11 protein-coding genes are annotated in these 15,969 nt (G+C 65.5%); 4 read left to right on the plus strand and 7 right to left on the minus strand.

All coding sequences use genetic code 11. From position 1 onward, the window contains the following. Nucleotides 1-86: 86 nt before the first annotated feature. Nucleotides 87-3,104: a bifunctional [glutamine synthetase] adenylyltransferase/[glutamine synthetase]-adenylyl-L-tyrosine phosphorylase gene (locus AC4D2Q_RS15100; protein WP_490947304.1), complete on the minus strand. Its 3,018-nt coding sequence runs from the start codon at nucleotides 3,102-3,104 to the stop codon at nucleotides 87-89. A 65-nt stretch (nucleotides 3,105-3,169) separates the two neighbouring features. Then, nucleotides 3,170-4,510, minus strand: coding sequence for a type I glutamate--ammonia ligase (glnA, locus tag AC4D2Q_RS15105; protein WP_490924968.1), 1,341 nt, complete (start codon nucleotides 4,508-4,510; stop codon nucleotides 3,170-3,172). A gap of 204 nt (nucleotides 4,511-4,714) precedes the next feature. On the opposite strand from glnA, the gene panB reads away from it, so the two are divergent. Beyond that, nucleotides 4,715-5,584 carry a 3-methyl-2-oxobutanoate hydroxymethyltransferase gene (gene panB / locus AC4D2Q_RS15110; protein ID WP_490924967.1) on the plus strand — a complete coding sequence of 290 codons (870 nt, stop codon included), beginning with the start codon at nucleotides 4,715-4,717 and terminating at the stop codon, nucleotides 5,582-5,584. 18 nt (nucleotides 5,585-5,602) lie between these two features. Here panB and AC4D2Q_RS15115 read toward each other — a convergent pair whose 3' ends face one another. After that, on the minus strand, nucleotides 5,603-5,779 hold the full coding sequence (locus tag AC4D2Q_RS15115; protein WP_490924966.1) for an SPOR domain-containing protein: 177 nt from the start codon (nucleotides 5,777-5,779) through the stop codon (nucleotides 5,603-5,605). Between the two features lie 143 nt (nucleotides 5,780-5,922). Here AC4D2Q_RS15115 and map point away from each other — a divergent pair, with 143 nt between their 5' ends. Together map and ppgK are read left to right on the plus strand one after the other, a co-directional pair. After that, complete coding sequence (gene map, locus AC4D2Q_RS15120; protein WP_490947305.1) at nucleotides 5,923-6,801, plus strand: type I methionyl aminopeptidase; 879 nt, start codon at nucleotides 5,923-5,925, stop codon at nucleotides 6,799-6,801. A 40-nt stretch (nucleotides 6,802-6,841) separates the two neighbouring features. Then, nucleotides 6,842-7,648, plus strand: a complete 807-nt coding sequence (gene ppgK / locus AC4D2Q_RS15125) for a polyphosphate--glucose phosphotransferase (protein WP_490947306.1) — start codon at nucleotides 6,842-6,844, stop codon at nucleotides 7,646-7,648. Between the two features lie 272 nt (nucleotides 7,649-7,920). Here ppgK and nrdR read toward each other — a convergent pair whose 3' ends face one another. From nrdR to AC4D2Q_RS15140, 3 genes are all read right to left on the minus strand, one after another. Next, nucleotides 7,921-8,418, minus strand: coding sequence for a transcriptional regulator NrdR (gene nrdR / locus AC4D2Q_RS15130; protein ID WP_490924963.1), 498 nt, complete (start codon nucleotides 8,416-8,418; stop codon nucleotides 7,921-7,923). A 192-nt stretch (nucleotides 8,419-8,610) separates the two neighbouring features. Further along, the gene (gene hisD, locus AC4D2Q_RS15135; RefSeq protein ID WP_490947307.1) at nucleotides 8,611-9,966 is read right to left on the minus strand and encodes a histidinol dehydrogenase; all 1,356 of its coding nucleotides are present in this window, start codon (nucleotides 9,964-9,966) and stop codon (nucleotides 8,611-8,613) included. A 51-nt stretch (nucleotides 9,967-10,017) separates the two neighbouring features. Continuing rightward, on the minus strand, nucleotides 10,018-10,668 hold the full coding sequence (locus tag AC4D2Q_RS15140) for a TetR/AcrR family transcriptional regulator (protein WP_490947308.1): 651 nt from the start codon (nucleotides 10,666-10,668) through the stop codon (nucleotides 10,018-10,020). A gap of 177 nt (nucleotides 10,669-10,845) precedes the next feature. On the opposite strand from AC4D2Q_RS15140, the gene AC4D2Q_RS15145 reads away from it, so the two are divergent. Then, on the plus strand, nucleotides 10,846-12,270 hold the full coding sequence (locus tag AC4D2Q_RS15145) for a YhgE/Pip domain-containing protein (RefSeq protein ID WP_490947309.1): 1,425 nt from the start codon (nucleotides 10,846-10,848) through the stop codon (nucleotides 12,268-12,270). A 96-nt stretch (nucleotides 12,271-12,366) separates the two neighbouring features. Here AC4D2Q_RS15145 and dnaE read toward each other — a convergent pair whose 3' ends face one another. Beyond that, complete coding sequence (dnaE, locus tag AC4D2Q_RS15150; protein WP_490947310.1) at nucleotides 12,367-15,903, minus strand: DNA polymerase III subunit alpha; 3,537 nt, start codon at nucleotides 15,901-15,903, stop codon at nucleotides 12,367-12,369. Nucleotides 15,904-15,969 lie beyond the last annotated feature (66 nt).

Raw genomic sequence — 15,969 nt, forward strand, 5'->3', positions numbered from 1 at the left:
AGACTACCCAGCGCGAGGCTCAGGAACTAACCGGGAGGCCGCAGGGGCAGGCTCAGCCGAGCGGCCTCCGGGCTTCACCCGAGGGGTCAGTGAGAGCCGTATCCGTAGAACCAGCGCTCGAAAACAGCCCGCGAACGGCGGGTAATCCGCAGGTAATCCTCCTCCAGCACGCCGCCCTGGCCGGACCCGTAACCGCACCATCGGGCCACTGCCTCCAGCTCCCGGCGTGAGGAAGGCAACACGTCTGCGTTGCGTCCGCCCCGGATGACGTTGGCGCTGCGGATCCTGCTGGCCAGGAGCCAGGCTTCACGCAGAATGGCGGCATCCGCCTCCGGAATCAGGGCCGCTGCGGCCAGGGCGTCGAGCGCCGGCAGGGTGGATGTGGTCCGCAGCTGGGGATGCTTGCCGGCGTGCTCAAGCTGGAGCAGCTGCACCAGCCACTCCACGTCGCTGAGCGCACCCCTGCCCAGCTTGAGCTGGCGTGAGGGATCGGCGCCGCGGGGAAGGCGTTCGTTTTCCACGCGTGCCTTGATCCGCCGGATTTCCACCACGTCGTGCTCGGTGACCCCGGCGGAGTAACGGATGGGGTTGATCAGGTCAATGAAGTCCGCTGCCAGATCATCGCTGCCGGCCATGGGGCGGGCACGGAGCAGTGCCTGCGCCTCCCAGATCAGCGACCACCGGCTGTAATACTCCCGGTAGGACCCCAGGCTGCGGACCAGCGGCCCGTTGCGGCCTTCGGGGCGGAGTCCGGCATCCAGGATGAGCACCTTTTCCGCCAGGACGGCCGGGGTGCACGGCTGCTGCAGCAGCGCCGAGAGCTGCCCGACAATGCGTTCGGCCTGGGACTGGGCGGCGCCCGGATCGGCGCCGGGAAGGGCACGGTGGACGTAGAGGACGTCGGCGTCGGATCCGTAGCCGATTTCGCGTCCGCCCTGGCGGCCCATGGCCACCACCAGCATCTCGGTGAGCCTTTCCTCCGCGCCGAAGACCTCGCCCTCGGCGACATGCAGCGCACCCAGGACGGCGGCCCGGTCCGCGTCGGCGAGCGCCAGTCCCACGTCCTCCTGCGAGAGCAGCCCGGCGCTGTCCGCGAGGGCAATCCGCAGCATTTCGCGCCGGCGGATCAGGCGGATCAGGCGCATGGCCTCCTGCGGCTTGGGATGGCGGGACATTTTGGACCGGATTTCCTGCCACTGTGCGTCAAAGCTCATGGGGACCAGGTCTTTGTCCGTGTCCAGCCAGGCAGTGGCTTCCGGAGAGACTTCCAGCAGGTCCGTGATGAACCGGCTGGAGGAGAGAATCGAGCACAGCCGCTCCCCCGCTGCCGAGGAGTCGCGCAGCATGCCCAGGTACCAGTGCGTCTCCCCCAGCGACTCACTGAGCCGGCGGAAGCCCAGCAGGCCTGCGTCGGGGTCCACGCCGTCGGCCAGCCATCCCAGCAGTACCGGCAGCAGCTGGCGCTGCAGGGCGGCCCGGCGGCTGATCCCGGCGGTAAGCGCCTCAATGTGCCGCATGGCGCCCTTGGGATCGGCATATCCCAGTGCCGCCAGCCGCGCCTGGGCGGCCGCCGGGGAGAGCTTCACCTCGTCCACGCTGAGGTTGGAAGCGGTGTTGAGCAGCGGACGGTAAAAAATGCTCTCGTGCAGCCGGCGAACCAGCCGCTTGGTGCGCTGCCAGGTGTCGGTGAGCCGCTCCGCGGTGGGACGGCCGACGGCGAGGGAGCCGGCGGCGGCCTTGGCCAGGGCGCGCAGGGCCGGCTCGGTCTCCGGCATGAGGTGCGTGCGCCGCATGTGCACCAGCTGGATGCGGTGCTCCAGGACGCGCAGGTAACGGTACGCGGCGTCCAGGTCCACGGCGTCGGTACGGCCGATGTAGCCGCCCTCACTCAGCGCGGCGATGGCCGCCGTCGTGCTGCGCACGCGCAGGGACTCATCGGTGCGTCCGTGAACCAGCTGCAGCAGCTGGACGGTGAATTCAACGTCGCGAAGCCCGCCGCTGCCGAGCTTGAGCTGCCGGGCCTCCTCGTGGGCCGGAATGTTGTCCGTGACGCGGCGGCGCATCGCCTGCACCGCTTCCACGAAGCCTTCGCGCTCGGTGCTGGACCAGATGAGCGGGGCCACTGCTTCCTCGTAGCGCCGCCCCAGGTCCGGGTCCCCCGCTGCAGCGCGGGACTTGAGCAATGCCTGGAACTCCCAGATGTGCGCCCAGCGCGAGTAATAGCTCAGATGTGAGTCCAGGGTGCGGACCAGGGGCCCGTCCTTGCCCTCCGGGCGGAGGTTGGTGTCCACTTCCCACAACCCGGGCTCGGGCGCGGATGCGTTGATGGCCCGGGAGATACCGGCCGCCAGCGCGGTGCCGATCCGGGCGGCGGGGGTTTCATCCAGGTCCTGCGCTTCCATCACGTAGATGACGTCCACGTCGGAGATGTAGTTGAGCTCCCGGGCGCCGCATTTGCCCATGGCAATCACGGCCAGCCGGACACGCGAAATGTCCTCGGCCGGATAGCTGGCGGCCAATTCGGCACGTGACACCGCCAGCGCCGCTTCCAGCGCCGCACCGGCAAGATCCGCGAGCTCACGGCCGACGGCGGGCAGCACATCGGTGGGCGAGGCTGCACCCAGATCCCGCACGGCCAGGTCCAGCAGATGCCGGCGGTAGCGGGAGCGAAGCGCCACATAGGCTTCGGTGCCGGTGATGCCGGCCACCGGGGCGTCTCCGGTGCCGGCCTTCACGGATTCCAGCAGCGAGGCGCGCAGGATGTCACCGGCTACCTCCGCGGGCTCCGCGCGCAGCGGAGACCGCAGGCTTTCCGCTGCCTCCGGGTGGCGCATGAGGAACTCGGCGAGCGCCTCGGAGGCTCCAAGCAGCCGGAACAGTGCTTCGCTTTCCTCCTCGCCGCCTTCCACCAGTTCCCGCAGTGAGGGAACCCGGTCCAGCAGCCGGACCAGTGACTGCAGGGCCAGGTCCGGGTCCGCGGCCTGCAGGAAGCCGGTGAACAGCACGGATTCGTCCAGGCCCTCCAGTTCCGGAGCCTGCAGGAAGCGGCTGCTCTTTTCCAGGTCAGTGAAGCCTGCGGCAATCAGCCGGCGGGTGAGACTCATCGGAGGTCCTCCATATCGCTCATTCCTCCATGCCGTTGGGTACCGCAGATCTTCGGGGGGCCGGACTAAAGAATGCCCAGGTTCTTCTTAAGTTCAAACTGCGTGACGTGCTGGCGGTACTCGTTCCACTCGGCACGCTTGTTACGCAGGAAGTTCTCGAAGACCTGCTCGCCCAGGATGTCCGCCACCAGTTCGGATTCCTCCATGGCGCGCACGGCATCATGCAGCGACGCCGGCAGCGGATCCAGGCCCATGGCGCGGCGTTCGGCCGCCGAGAGGCTCTCGATGTCATCCTCGGCACCGGCGGGCAGATCGTAACCTTCTTCGATGCCCTTCAGACCCGCGCCGAGCAGGACGGCATAGGACAGGTAGGGGTTGGCGGCGGAGTCGATGCCGCGGTATTCAATGCGGGCGGACTGGCCCTTGCCCGGCTTGTACAGGGGGACGCGGACGAGGGCGGACCGGTTGTTGTGGCCCCAGGACACATAGCTCGGAGCCTCCCCGCCGCCCCAGAGCCGCTTGTAGGAGTTCACGAACTGGTTGGTGACCGCAGTGAATTCCGGAGCGTGGCGCAGGATACCGGCGATGAACTGCCGGGCGGTGCGGGACAGCTGGTACTGGGCACCGGCCTCGAAGAAGGCGTTGGTGTCCCCTTCGAACAGGGAAAGGTGGGTGTGCATGCCCGAGCCCGGGTGGTCGGAGAACGGCTTGGGCATGAACGTGGCGTAGCAGCTGGTGGTCAGCGCCACTTCCTTGACGACCGTGCGGAAGGTCATGATGTTGTCCGCTGTCTGCAGCGCATCCGCGTAGCGCAGGTCAATCTCGTTCTGGCCCGGGCCGGCCTCATGGTGGCTGAACTCCACGGAGATCCCCACGGCCTCCAGCATGGACACCGCGGTGCGGCGGAAGTCCTGAGCCACACCGCCGGGAACATGGTCAAAGTAACCGGCACGGTCCACGGGGACCGGTTCGCCGTCGGGTCCGAGCTCATCGGACTTCAGCAGGTAGAACTCAATTTCCGGATGCGTATAGCAGGTGAAGCCCATGTCCGCAGCCTTGGCCAACTGGCGCTTGAGCACGTTCCGCGGATCCGCGGCAGACGGCTGTCCGTCCGGAGTGAGCACGTCGCAGAACATGCGCGAAGTCTGCTCAGACTCTCCGCGCCAGGGCAGGATCTGGAAGGTGGACGGGTCCGGCTGTGCCAGCATGTCGGATTCGAAGACACGGGCCAGCCCCTCAATGGAGGAGCCGTCAAAGCCCAGGCCCTCTTCAAACGCGCCTTCAACCTCGGCCGGAGCCAGCGCCACGGATTTCAGCGTGCCCACAACATCGGTAAACCACAACCGCACAAACCGGACGTCTCGCTCTTCAATGGTGCGCAAAACGAATTCCTGCTGGCGGTTCATCCCTACCTCTTTCCGGACGGTGGGAGGACCCGGATCCTCCGGGCCGTCCCAGTGTTACAAGCCTGCGTTTACTCTACCCATCACTGCGCCGAATACCGCGCCGAGCCTGCAGCTGCCCCTGCGTTACGGCCGTGCGTTACGTCGGGCTGAAGGAGCTTCCGGGACAGGAGCCGCAACAGTCCGCGTTTTTAGTACGCTCGGGGAATGACCGATGCCGAACATCCCGCACCCTATGCCTCCGCCTCCGCCGCTCCCGGGCGTCCCGGCAATCCCGAGGGCCCGCGACGGATCCGCATCCCGCACCTGCAGCAGATCAAGGACGCCGGGGCACATTTTGCAATGCTCACGGCCTACGACCAGTACACCGCGGCCATCTTCGACGAGGCAGGAATTGAAGTGCTGCTGGTGGGCGATTCAGCGGCCAACAATGTCATGGGCCACGCCACCACCCTGCCGATCACGCTTGATGAAATGATCGTTTTTGCCCGCTCCGTCACCGCCGGAGCCCAGCGCGCCCTGGTGGTCTGCGACCTGCCCTTCGGCTCCTACGAAGTCTCCCCGGCCCAGGCCGTGGAATCCTCGATCAGGCTGCTCAAGGAAGGTCTGGTGCATGCCGTGAAGATGGAAGGCGGGGCGCATTATGCCCCGCATGTCCGGGCCCTCGCGGCGGCCGGCATTCCGGTGATGGCGCATGTGGGCTTCACCCCGCAGAGCGAGCACGCCCTGGGCGGCTACCGGGTGCAGGGCCGCGGCGATGCCCGCCGTGCAGTGCTCGACGACGCCGCGGCCCTGGCCGATGCGGGTGCGTTCTGCGTCCTGATGGAAATGGTTCCGGCCGATGTGGCTGCCGAGGTGGATGCCGCCGTCGGCGTTCCCACCATCGGCATCGGCGCCGGCAATGCGACCACGGGCCAGGTGCTCGTGTGGCAGGACATGGCGGGCCTGCGCGGCGGCAAGCAGCCTCGATTCGTCAAGGCGTTCGCCGATGTCCGGTCGGTGCTGGCAGATGCGGCCCGAACCTACGCGGATGAAGTCCGCAGCGGCGCCTTTCCCGGCCCGGAGCACAGCTTTTAGCCCCCGACCGCGCTCGCGCTACCAGTTGCGGTTTTCTTCATCTTCTTTGTCCCAGGCCTCATTGCGCTGCTGGACCTTCAGCAGCGCGGACTGGGCCTCCTCCTGCGTCTTGTACGGGCCCAGCAGTTTGGTCCAGTCGGACTGGGGCCCCTCTTCGACCTCGTGCGTGACAACGTTGAACCAGTACTCGGCCATAATTCGGTCTCCTTGATCATGGTGCTCTTGTTACCCGCCGCGGACATCCCAGCAGCGGAACTGCTCCGCAAATACGCCCGCGCGTCCCCCGACGGGCCGTCCGCGTACCGGGGCAGGGGCCCCGCGGCGATAAGATCGATGGTATGCCCCACACTGTTGACACTGCACCCCTTGGCCACGTGACGCCGGGAAACGTGAGCCCCCGGCTCAAAGTCCCGGCATCGATTCCGCGTCCGGAGTACGTTGATAAGGAAGCTCCGGCCCCCTTCACCGGTTCCGAGGTCAAGTCCCCTGAAACCATCGAGAAGATCCGTGCAGCGTCCAAGATTGCCGCCCAGGCGATTGTGGAAGTCGGCAAGCACATTGCTCCGGGCATCACCACCGATGAGCTGGACCGGGTAGGCCACGAGTTCCTGCTGGACCACCATGCGTACCCCTCCACCCTGGGCTACCGCGGCTTCCCCAAATCGCTGTGCTCCTCCGTCAACGAGGTCATCTGCCACGGCATCCCGGACACCACGGTGCTCGAGGACGGCGACATCATCAACATCGACATCACCGCCTACATCAACGGCGTGCACGGTGACACCAACTGGACGTTCCTGGTGGGCGACGTGGACGAAGAGTCGCGGCTGCTGGTGGAACGCACTCAGGAGTCCCTGCGCCGGGCCATCAAGGCCGTCATGCCGGGACGGGAAATCAACGTCATCGGCCGGACCATCGAGTCCTACGCCAAGCGGTTCGGATACGGCGTGGTCCGTGACTTCACCGGCCACGGAGTGGGCGAAGCCTTCCACACCGGACTCATCATTCCCCACTACGACGCCGCGCCGGCCTACAGCCGGCTCATTGAACCGGGAATGGTGTTTACCATTGAGCCTATGCTCACTCTCGGCACCATTGAGTGGGACATGTGGGATGACAATTGGACAGTCCTCACCAAGGACCGCAAACGCACCGCCCAGTTTGAGCACACGCTGCTCGTGACGGATACCGGCGCCGAAGTTCTGACCCTCCCTTAACAGCGTCCACGACACGAGACAGACCTACCCCTGGAGAACCATGGCGAAGAAGCACAAGACCAAGCACGGCGAGGCAAACGCGGTGATCGGCATTGATATTGGCGGCACCGGCATCAAGGGCGGCATTGTCGACCTCGCCAAGGGCAAGCTGATCGGTGACCGTTTCCGCATTCCCACCCCGCAGCCGGCCACCCCGGAAGCCGTAGCCGGCGTCGTCGGCCAGATTGTTGCCGAGCTCTCCTCCCGTCCGGACGGCCCCGGGACCGAGGTCCCGATCGGCGTGACGTTCCCGGCGATCATCCAGCACGGCGTGGCCCGTTCCGCTGCCAACGTGGACAAGAGCTGGGTGGACACGGACGTCGATGCCCTGCTCACCAACGCGCTGAACCGTGAAGTGCAGGTCATGAACGACGCCGACGCTGCCGGTATGGCCGAAGCGCGCTACGGTGCCGGCCGCGGTGTCGACGGCACCGTCCTGATCATCACGCTGGGCACCGGCATCGGTTCGGCGCTCATTTCCAACGGCCAGCTTGTGCCCAACGCCGAGCTCGGCCACCTGGAGATTGACGGTGTGGACGCGGAAACGCGGGCCTCGGCCTCAGCCCGTGAACGCGACAACATCAGCTGGGAAGAATACGCGCAGCGCCTGCAGCGGTACTTCTCCCACGTGGAGTTCCTGTTCTCCCCGGACCTCTTTGTTGTGGGCGGCGGCATCTCCAAGCGCAGCGAGGACTTCCTGCCGCTGCTTGACCTGCGCACTCCCCTGGTCACGGCCAACCTGAAGAACAACGCCGGCATTGTGGGCGCCGCCCTGCAGGCTGCCCTGCATTTCGACTACATCAAGTAGGCCCTGCGGACCCACCGGCAGGAACATAGCGCGAAGCGGCGGCAGGATTACCTGCCGCCGCTTCGCCGTGCCGGAGGAGCTGCTGATGCCGTGCCGGGGATTCCGAGTGCGCACGCATCGGTTGTACAGATAACGGGGTTCTCAGTCATCGGTTGTACAGATAACGGGGTTCTCAGGGCCGAATAGGCGCATTATCTGTACAAGCGAATCTGTACAAGCGAATCTGTGCAAAGTGAATCTGTGGCAGCGTGCTGCCGGGACCGACTGCCGCTTCAGCGTGCAGTGAGCGGCCGCTGCACTGACTCGGTGCGGGTCTGGGGATTCAGGGAGTCCTCGCGCAGCACCGCGATGGCTGCTTCAAAGTCCTCCAGTGAATCGAACGCCTGGTAGACGCTCGCAAACCGCAGGTAAGCCACCTGGTCCAGCTTCTTGAGGGGCTTCAGGATGGCCAAACCCACCTCATGGGCGTCAATCTCCGCCACTCCGCTGGCACGGATGGATTCCTCCACTTCCTGTGCCAGCATGGCCAGGTCATCTTCGCTGACCGGCCGGCCCTGGCAGGCCTTGCGTACGCCGTTGATAACCTTGCCGCGGCTGAACGGTTCCCCCACTCCGGAGCGCTTGATGACACTCAGGCTGGTGGTCTCCACGGTGCTGAAACGGCGCCCGCAGTCGGGGCATTGGCGGCGTCGGCGAATGGCGGAGCCGTCGTCGGCGAGGCGGCTGTCCACTACGCGCGAATCAGCGTTGCGGCAGAACGGACAATACATCCGGTGTCCTTTCGCTGGCGTTCAGGGCCCGGGACAGCATCTGCGATGACTGCTGCATCCCAGAGAAGCTCGGTTCATCCGGCACGGCGCCGGCTGCGCACTCATTCTAGGGCCGCAGGCCGGTCAGCACCAATTGCAACCCCCACATGTTGTACCTGCTGGTACTACATGTGGGGGTTGCGGCTCCAAGTGTCAGGAGGAAAAACGGACCGATACGGCGTCGCCGTGGGCCGGGAGGTCCTCGGCCTGTGACAGGGCGACAACATGCCCGCTCACTTCCTCCAGTGCGGCGCGGTCATAGTTGATGACCTGTATAGCGTGCATGAAGGTGGTGACATTCAGTCCCGAAGAGAAGGCAGCGGTTCCGGCGGTGGGCAGCACGTGGTTGGATCCGGAGCAGTAATCGCCGAGGCTGACGGGGCTGTAGTTGCCGACAAAGATGGCGCCGGCACTCGTGATGAGGGCAGCAATGTCTGCAGCGTTGGCGGTTTGAACTTCCAGGTGTTCGGCTCCGTAGGCGTTGCAGACGGCAATGCCCTGCTCCAGGTCATCCACCAGGATGGTTCCCGACTGGGGACCGGAAAGTGCGGTGGCCACCCGTCCGCTGTGCCGGGTTGCCGGAACCTGGCGGCTCAGTTCCTCCCGGACCCGCTCCGCCAGATCCGGAGAATCGGTAACGAGGACAGAGGCCGCATTGGGATCGTGTTCGGCCTGGCTGATAAGGTCCGCGGCCACCAGCCTGGCATCCGCACCCCCATCGGCGAGGATGGCAATCTCCGTGGGCCCGGCTTCGGCGTCAATGCCCACCACTCCCTTGACCAGGCGCTTGGCGGTGGCCACGTAAACGTTGCCCGGCCCGGTCACCACGTCCACCGGCTCCAGTTCCGGGTTATCGCCGGAGGCCGGAACACCGTAGGCAAAGGCGGCAATCGCCTGGGCGCCGCCCATGGCGTACACCTCTTCAATGCCCAGGAGTTCAGCCGCTGCCAGAATGGTCGGGTGCGGCAAACCGCCGAAGAACCGCTGCGGCGGCGAAGCCAGGGCGAGCGAGGAAACACCGGCGGCCTGGGCAGGGATCACGTTCATGATCACCGAGGACGGGTACACGGCCAGTCCGCCGGGGACGTAGAGGCCCACCCGGTTAACGGGAAGCCATTTCTGGCTGACGCTGGCTCCGGGGCCGATCTGCAGGTCGGTGTCCCGCGGGCGCTGGGCCTCAGCGAAGAGCCGGGCACGCCGGATGGATTCCTCCAGGGCGGCGCGGATCTTGGGATCCAGCTGCTCCAGGGCTTCCTTCAGTGCCGCACGGGGAACCAGCGGGCAGTCCCGCTCCACATGGTCAAAACGAGCGGCCAGTTCAGCGAGTGCTTCATAACCGCGGGAGCGGACATCGGCAATGATGGCGGCAGCCGCATCCGAAGCCACGTCCGTGGTGGTCTCCGCGCGCGGCATCGCGTGCTTGAGTCCGGCCGGCGTCAGATGCTGACCGCGCAGGTCGATGGTGCCGAAGGAAACGAAGACGGGGTCTGAGCTGGAAGGAGGAATCACGTTTCCCAGTCTACCTAAGCACCCGTTCTTCCGCCGATGGCTGCCGGTCCGTTACGGTGCCGGGAGCGGCCCGGGCGCAGTGAGGCTCTGCCACGTCATGGCAACAAGGTTCAACTGCGGAAGATGGCTGCCGCCGCCGCCGGCAATCTGTTCGTTCAGCAGGCCGCCGTAAACCGCAAGCAGCACCCGTGACAGTTCCGCGGGATCGACCGTAAAGACGGCATTGTGGGCGGCCGCAATCCGAACCAGCGCTGCGGTGACGGTATCGGCCAGCATCTTTCGCTGCCCGTCGACGACGGCAGCCACCTGCTCGGACCTCCGGGCAGCCAGCAGCAGCTCCAGCCGCACCGCATGCCATACGGTGTCCGACGTAAAGTCCGCCATCCCCTCGAGGACGCGCTCGACGACGGCGGCCGGCTCCACTCCGCCGGCGTTCAGCCACTGATCCAGCTGGCCGTTCAGCCGTTCCGCAAGCTGCCGGATGTGCTCCTCATACATGGCGAGCGCAAGATCGGTCTTGCTGGCGAAGTTGCTGTAGAACGCTCCCCGCGTGAAGCCGGCCGCAGCACACAGCTCCTCGACGCTGGCTGCTTCTATCCCCTTCTCGGCAAACACCTCCGCCGAGGTGGACAGCAGGCGGCTGCGGGTGGCGGTCCGCGATCTTCTGGAGGGTCCGGCGTCGGACTCAGCGCCCATGGTCATCCTCTTTCCTGCAGGTGCATTTCCGCACGATACATGGGTGTATCGTCTTAGGGAGTCAATACACCAGTGTATCCAACTTGCCCAAAGGATCTTGCCCGCATGTCCACGTCTACTCCCGTCCGCCCCCGCCACGCTGCCCGCCCGGCACCACGGCAACCCTCGCCGTACAGAGCGCCGATGTTCTGGCTTCTTCCCATGGTTGTGGTCATCGTGCTTGCTGCAATCGGCACGGGTCTGTACATGGGCGGCCTGGCTAACCCAACAGCGCATTTGACGCACTTCCCGGTGGCGATTGCCAACCAGGACTCCGGCACGGAACCAACAGCCGCAGGGGCTGCACCGCAGAACCTGGGCCAGGAGATCGTTGACGGGTTTACGGACCGCGCCGCAGAGGGCGATGAACTGGATGTGCGGGTGCTGTCCTGGGAGGAAGCCCGGGAGCAGCTTGAAAACGGAGAGGTGTATGCCGCCGTCGTCATCCCTGGAACTTTCTCTTCTGACGCCGCCGGCATGGTTGCCGGTGCCCTGACGCAGGAGGCAACTGCCCGGCCCACCGTCACGGTGTACACCGATCCGTTGGCCGGTGCCCTGGCCGCACGGCTGGCTTCGGGGATTGTCGAGCCGGCCCTGGAGCAGGCCAGCACGTCCATAGGTGCACAGCTCACCATTGCAGCAGGCGACGCCGAGGCACAGGCACGCACCGCAGTGGAACAGCAGCTGACGGCTTCACAGAATGAGCAGGCGCGCCAGACGCAGGCTGCAGCAGCCAAGGCGGGCCCGGCCACGGAAGCCTTCGCCAAAGAGCTTGCCCGGCAGCAGGCCGGAACACCTGCGGCCCTGGCAGACCAGCTGGCGCCCACCGTCAGCGCGTCCACTGCCGTCCTGCTGCAGGATCCCCTGCAGATCAACTCCACCACGTACCATCCCGTGGAGGAGGGCACGGCACTGGGCATGGGCTCCTTCTACTACGCGATCCTGCTCCTGGTCCTGGGGCTCACCGGGTCCATCGGCGTGAATGTGCTCGTGGACGGGCGGTTGGGGATGACGCCGCTGGAGATGGGACCGGCCTTCCTGGAGTCCCGGCGGATGAGCCTCTCCCGGTGGAAGACCCTGCTGATCAAGTGGGGAATCTTTGTCACCGCTGCAGCACCGGCCGCCGCCGTGGTGATGTGGGTGGCCTCCGCCGCAGGCGTTCCCCTGCCCAACGGCGGAACGCTCTTCCTCATCAGCTGGCTGGCCATGTCCGCGGTGTCGGCAGCAGTGGTTGCGCTGTTGACGATCTTCGGCAACGCCGGACTGCTGGTCTCGATGGTCTACCTGGTGCTTATGGGCCTGCCGTCATCGGGAGCCGTGGTGCCGCTGGAAGCCCTGCCCGGATTCTTCCGGGCCATTGCACCCTGGGAGCCGCTGCACCACATCGCCGGCGCCGTCCGCGCGGTCCTGTACTTCGGGTCGGGCACTGACACGGGGCTCGGCGGCCATGTGCTGGCACTGATGCTGATCCTGGTCATCTCGCTGGCCGTCGCCTTCCTGGCCGCCGCCGGCTATGACAAGCGCTTTGGCCGCCGCGGAACTCCAAAGGCAGCTGCCGCAGCCGTCTAAGGTTGGGGCATCAAAAAGACCTCCGGGCTGGCGGGCTCATCAGAGCCGCCAACCCGGAGGTCTTTCAGTTACGGGGTTCGCCCGGCGGTGCCGGTACTAGACATCCAGGCAGGCCGGGCCGAGCAGGACCTTCAGATCACCGAACAACGACGGCGTGGGGTTCACGCGCATGTCAACGCCAAGTTTCATGACTTCCACGGTGCGGGATCCGTTGAGCCTGATCTGCACCTCGGAGGTGCCGGGGTGGGTGCGGAGCACGTCCCCGAGCTGGGTTACCACGGTTTCCGTGGCCTTGTAGGTGGCCATGGAGATGACCACCGGCCCGGAATGGCCCTCACTCAGGTCCGGAACGGTGAGCTCCTGCGCGTTCAGGGTGACGGCACCGTCGTCGCGCCGCTGGAGCCGGCCGCGGACCACCACGATGAGGTCCTCGGCCAGGACTGCGGCAATCGGGCCGTACACCTGGCCGAAGAACATGACTTCCATGGAGCCGGCCAGGTCCTCGATCTCGCACCGGGCGTAGGCGTTGCCGCTGTTCTTGGCAATCCTGCGCTGCAGCGAGGTGATCATGCCGGCAATGGTGACAATGGCGCCGTCGGGCGGGCCTTCCTCTCCCACAATGTTCGTGATGGACGAATCCGCGTGCTGGCTGAGGATGCCCTCAAGGCCCTGCAGCGGATGGTCCGAGACGTACAGGCCCAGCATGTCCCGCTCGAAGGAAAGCTTGTCCTTTTTCTCCCACTCCGGCAGGTCCGGAATCTCGATGCTGATCGAGTCTTCCGGCTCCTGGTCCGCAATCGCGGCAAAGAGGTCAAACTGGCCCACGGCTTCGTTGCGCTTGAGGACGACGACGGAATCGATCGCCTCTTCGTGGATCATGGCCAGCGGACGCCGCGCGTGGCCCATCGAGTCAAAAGCGCCGGCCTTGATCAGGGATTCGATGGTGCGCTTGTTGCAGACCACCGCAGGGACCTTCATCAGGAAGTCCTTGAAGTTGGTGAACGCCCCCTTTTCCTCGCGGGCGGACACCATGGACTGCACCACGTTGGCGCCGACGTTGCGGATGGCCCCCATGCCAAAGCGGATGTCCTTGCCGACCGGGGTGAAGTTCACTGACGATTCATTCACGTCCGGCGGCAGCACCGTGATGCCCATCTTGCGGCATTCGTTCAGGTACATGGCCAGCTTGTCCTTGTCATCACCCACGGAGGTGAGCAGGGCGGCCATGTATTCGGCCGGATACTGCGCCTTCAGGTAGGCAGTCCAGTAAGAGACGACGCCGTAGGCAGCCGAGTGCGCCTTGTTGAAGGCGTAGTCGGAGAACGGCAGCAGGATGTCCCAGAGCGCCTTGATGGCCGCCTCCGAGTAGCCGCGGTCGATCATGCCCTGGTGGAATCCGGCGTACTGCTTGTCCAGCTCGGACTTCTTCTTCTTACCCATGGCACGGCGCAGAATGTCGGCCTGTCCAAGGCTGAAGCCGGCCACCTTCTGGGCGATGGCCATAACCTGCTCCTGATAGACAATCAGGCCGTAGGTGGTCCCCAGGATCTCCGCCAGCGGTTCCTCAAGCTCCGGATGGATCGGAGTGATTTCCTGCTGTCCGGTTTTGCGCAGGGCGTAGTTGGTGTGCGAGTTCGCACCCATGGGGCCCGGCCGGTACAGGGCGATGACGGCGGAGATGTCTTCGAAGTTGTCCGGGCGCATGCTCTTGAGCAGCGAACGCATGGGCCCGCCGTCGAGCTGGAACACGCCGAGGGTGTCGCCGCTGGCCAGGAGGTCGTAGGCCTCCTTCAGATCCAGTGGCAGGTCTTCCAGGACCAGGTCCTCGCCGCGGTTGTTCTTGATGTTCTCCACGGCGTCGGAGACGATCGTCAGGTTCCGCAGGCCCAAGAAGTCCATCTTGATCAGCCCCAGGCCTTCGCAGGTGGGGTAGTCGAACTGCGTAATGACCTGCCCGTCCTGCTCGCGGCGCATGATCGGGACAATGTCGATCAGCGGGTCGGAGGACATGATCACGCCGGCAGCGTGCACGCCCCACTGCCGCTTGAGGCCTTCCAATCCGAGCGCGGTGTCGAAGACACGCTGCGAGTCGGGATCGGTGCGCAGCAGTTCGCGCAGCTCTTCGGCCTCGCCGTAGCGCTTGGCTTCCTTGTTGTGGACATCCTGCAGGGACAGACCCTTGCCCATGACGTCCGGCGGCATGGCCTTCGTCAGGCGCTCTCCCACGGAGAACGGATAACCCATGACACGCGAGGAGTCCTTCAGCGCCTGCTTGGCCTTGATGGTGCCGTAAGTGACGATCATGGCCACGCGCTCATCACCGTACTTCTCGGTGACGTAGTGGATCACTTCGGAGCGGCGCCTATCATCGAAGTCGACGTCGAAGTCAGGCATGGAGACGCGGTCCGGGTTCAGGAAGCGCTCGAAGATCAGGCCGTGCTGCAGCGGATCGAGATCGGTGATGCGCATGGCGTAAGCGGCCATGGAACCGGCACCGGAGCCTCGGCCCGGGCCCACCCGGATGCCGTTTTCCTTGGCCCAGTTGATGAAGTCGGCCACCACCAGGAAGTATCCCGGGAAACCCATCTGGGCGATGATGCCCACTTCATAGTCGGCGCGCTTGCGGACGGCATCGGGAATGCCGGCCGGGTAGCGGTAATGCAGACCCTTTTCGACTTCCTTGACGAACCAGGATTCCTCGTTTTCCCCTTCGGGGGTGGGGAACCGCGGCATGTAGTTGGCTTTGGTGTTGAATTCCACATCGCACCGCTCGGCAATGAGCAGGGTGTTGTCGCAGGCGTCCGGGTAGTCGCGGAAGATGGCCCGCATTTCCGCCGGGGACTTCAGGTAGAACTCGTCGGCGTCGAACTTGAAGCGCTTGGGGTCCGCGAGGGAGGAACCGGACTGCACACACAGCAGCGCGGCGTGCGCGGAGGCGTCCTCAGCGTGCGTGTAGTGCAGGTCATTGGTGGCCACCAGCGGCAGCTGCAGCTCGCGGGCCAGCTTGATCAGGTCCGCCTGGACGTTGCGCTCGATGTCCAGGCCGTGGTCCATCAGCTCGCAGAAGAAGTTGTCTTTTCCGAAGATGTCCCGGAAGTCCGAGGCTGCCTGGACGGCTTCCTTGTAAAGGCCCAGGCGCAGCTTGGTCTGGACCTCGCCGGAGGGGCAGCCGGTGGTGGCGATGAGGCCCTTGCCGTACGTCTGGAGCAGGTCCCGGTCCATGCGCGGCTTGTAGAGGAATCCTTCAAGGGACGCCAGGGAGGACATCCGGAAGAGGTTGTGCATGCCCTCGGTGGTCTCGGACCACATGGTCATGTGCGTGTAGGCGCCGGCGCCGGAGACGTCGTTGCGTCCGCCGTCGCCCCATTTCACGCGGGTCTTGTCCGCCCGTGCCGTACCCGGCGTCAGGTAGGCCTCCACACCGACGATCGGTTTGATGCCGGCGTTGCGGGCCTTGTTCCAGAAGTCGAAGGCCCCGAACACGAAACCGTGGTCGGTGGTGGCCACGGCGTTCATGCCCAGCTCCTCAGCGTGGCTGAAGAGATCCGTCAGGCGGGCCGCACCGTCCAGCATGGAGTACTCGGTGTGGTTGTGAAGATGGACAAACGATTTCGAAGAAGTTGCTGAAGCCACCGAACTATTCTAGGCCCGGGCGGGGCGGGCACCGGACGGCACGCCGCCCGCCGACCCGGCATGTGC

The sequence above is a fragment of the Arthrobacter sp. TJ-178 genome (assembly GCF_058269275.1).

Bases quoted from the DNA above. Each gene is read 5' to 3' on its own strand.
- panB (WP_490924967.1), top strand. From the start codon at position 4,715: ATGACCGATGCCGAACATCCCGCACCCTATGCCTCCGCCTCCGCCGCT.
- AC4D2Q_RS15100 (WP_490947304.1), bottom strand. From the start codon at position 3,104: ATGAGTCTCACCCGCCGGCTGATTGCCGCAGGCTTCACTGACCTGGAA.
- AC4D2Q_RS15145 (WP_490947309.1), top strand. From the start codon at position 10,846: ATGTTCTGGCTTCTTCCCATGGTTGTGGTCATCGTGCTTGCTGCAATC.
- ppgK (WP_490947306.1), top strand. From the start codon at position 6,842: ATGGCGAAGAAGCACAAGACCAAGCACGGCGAGGCAAACGCGGTGATC.
- AC4D2Q_RS15115 (WP_490924966.1), bottom strand. From the start codon at position 5,779: ATGGCCGAGTACTGGTTCAACGTTGTCACGCACGAGGTCGAAGAGGGG.
- map (WP_490947305.1), top strand. From the start codon at position 5,923: ATGCCCCACACTGTTGACACTGCACCCCTTGGCCACGTGACGCCGGGA.
- nrdR (WP_490924963.1), bottom strand. From the start codon at position 8,418: ATGTATTGTCCGTTCTGCCGCAACGCTGATTCGCGCGTAGTGGACAGC.
- AC4D2Q_RS15140 (WP_490947308.1), bottom strand. From the start codon at position 10,668: ATGACCATGGGCGCTGAGTCCGACGCCGGACCCTCCAGAAGATCGCGG.
- glnA (WP_490924968.1), bottom strand. From the start codon at position 4,510: ATGAACCGCCAGCAGGAATTCGTTTTGCGCACCATTGAAGAGCGAGAC.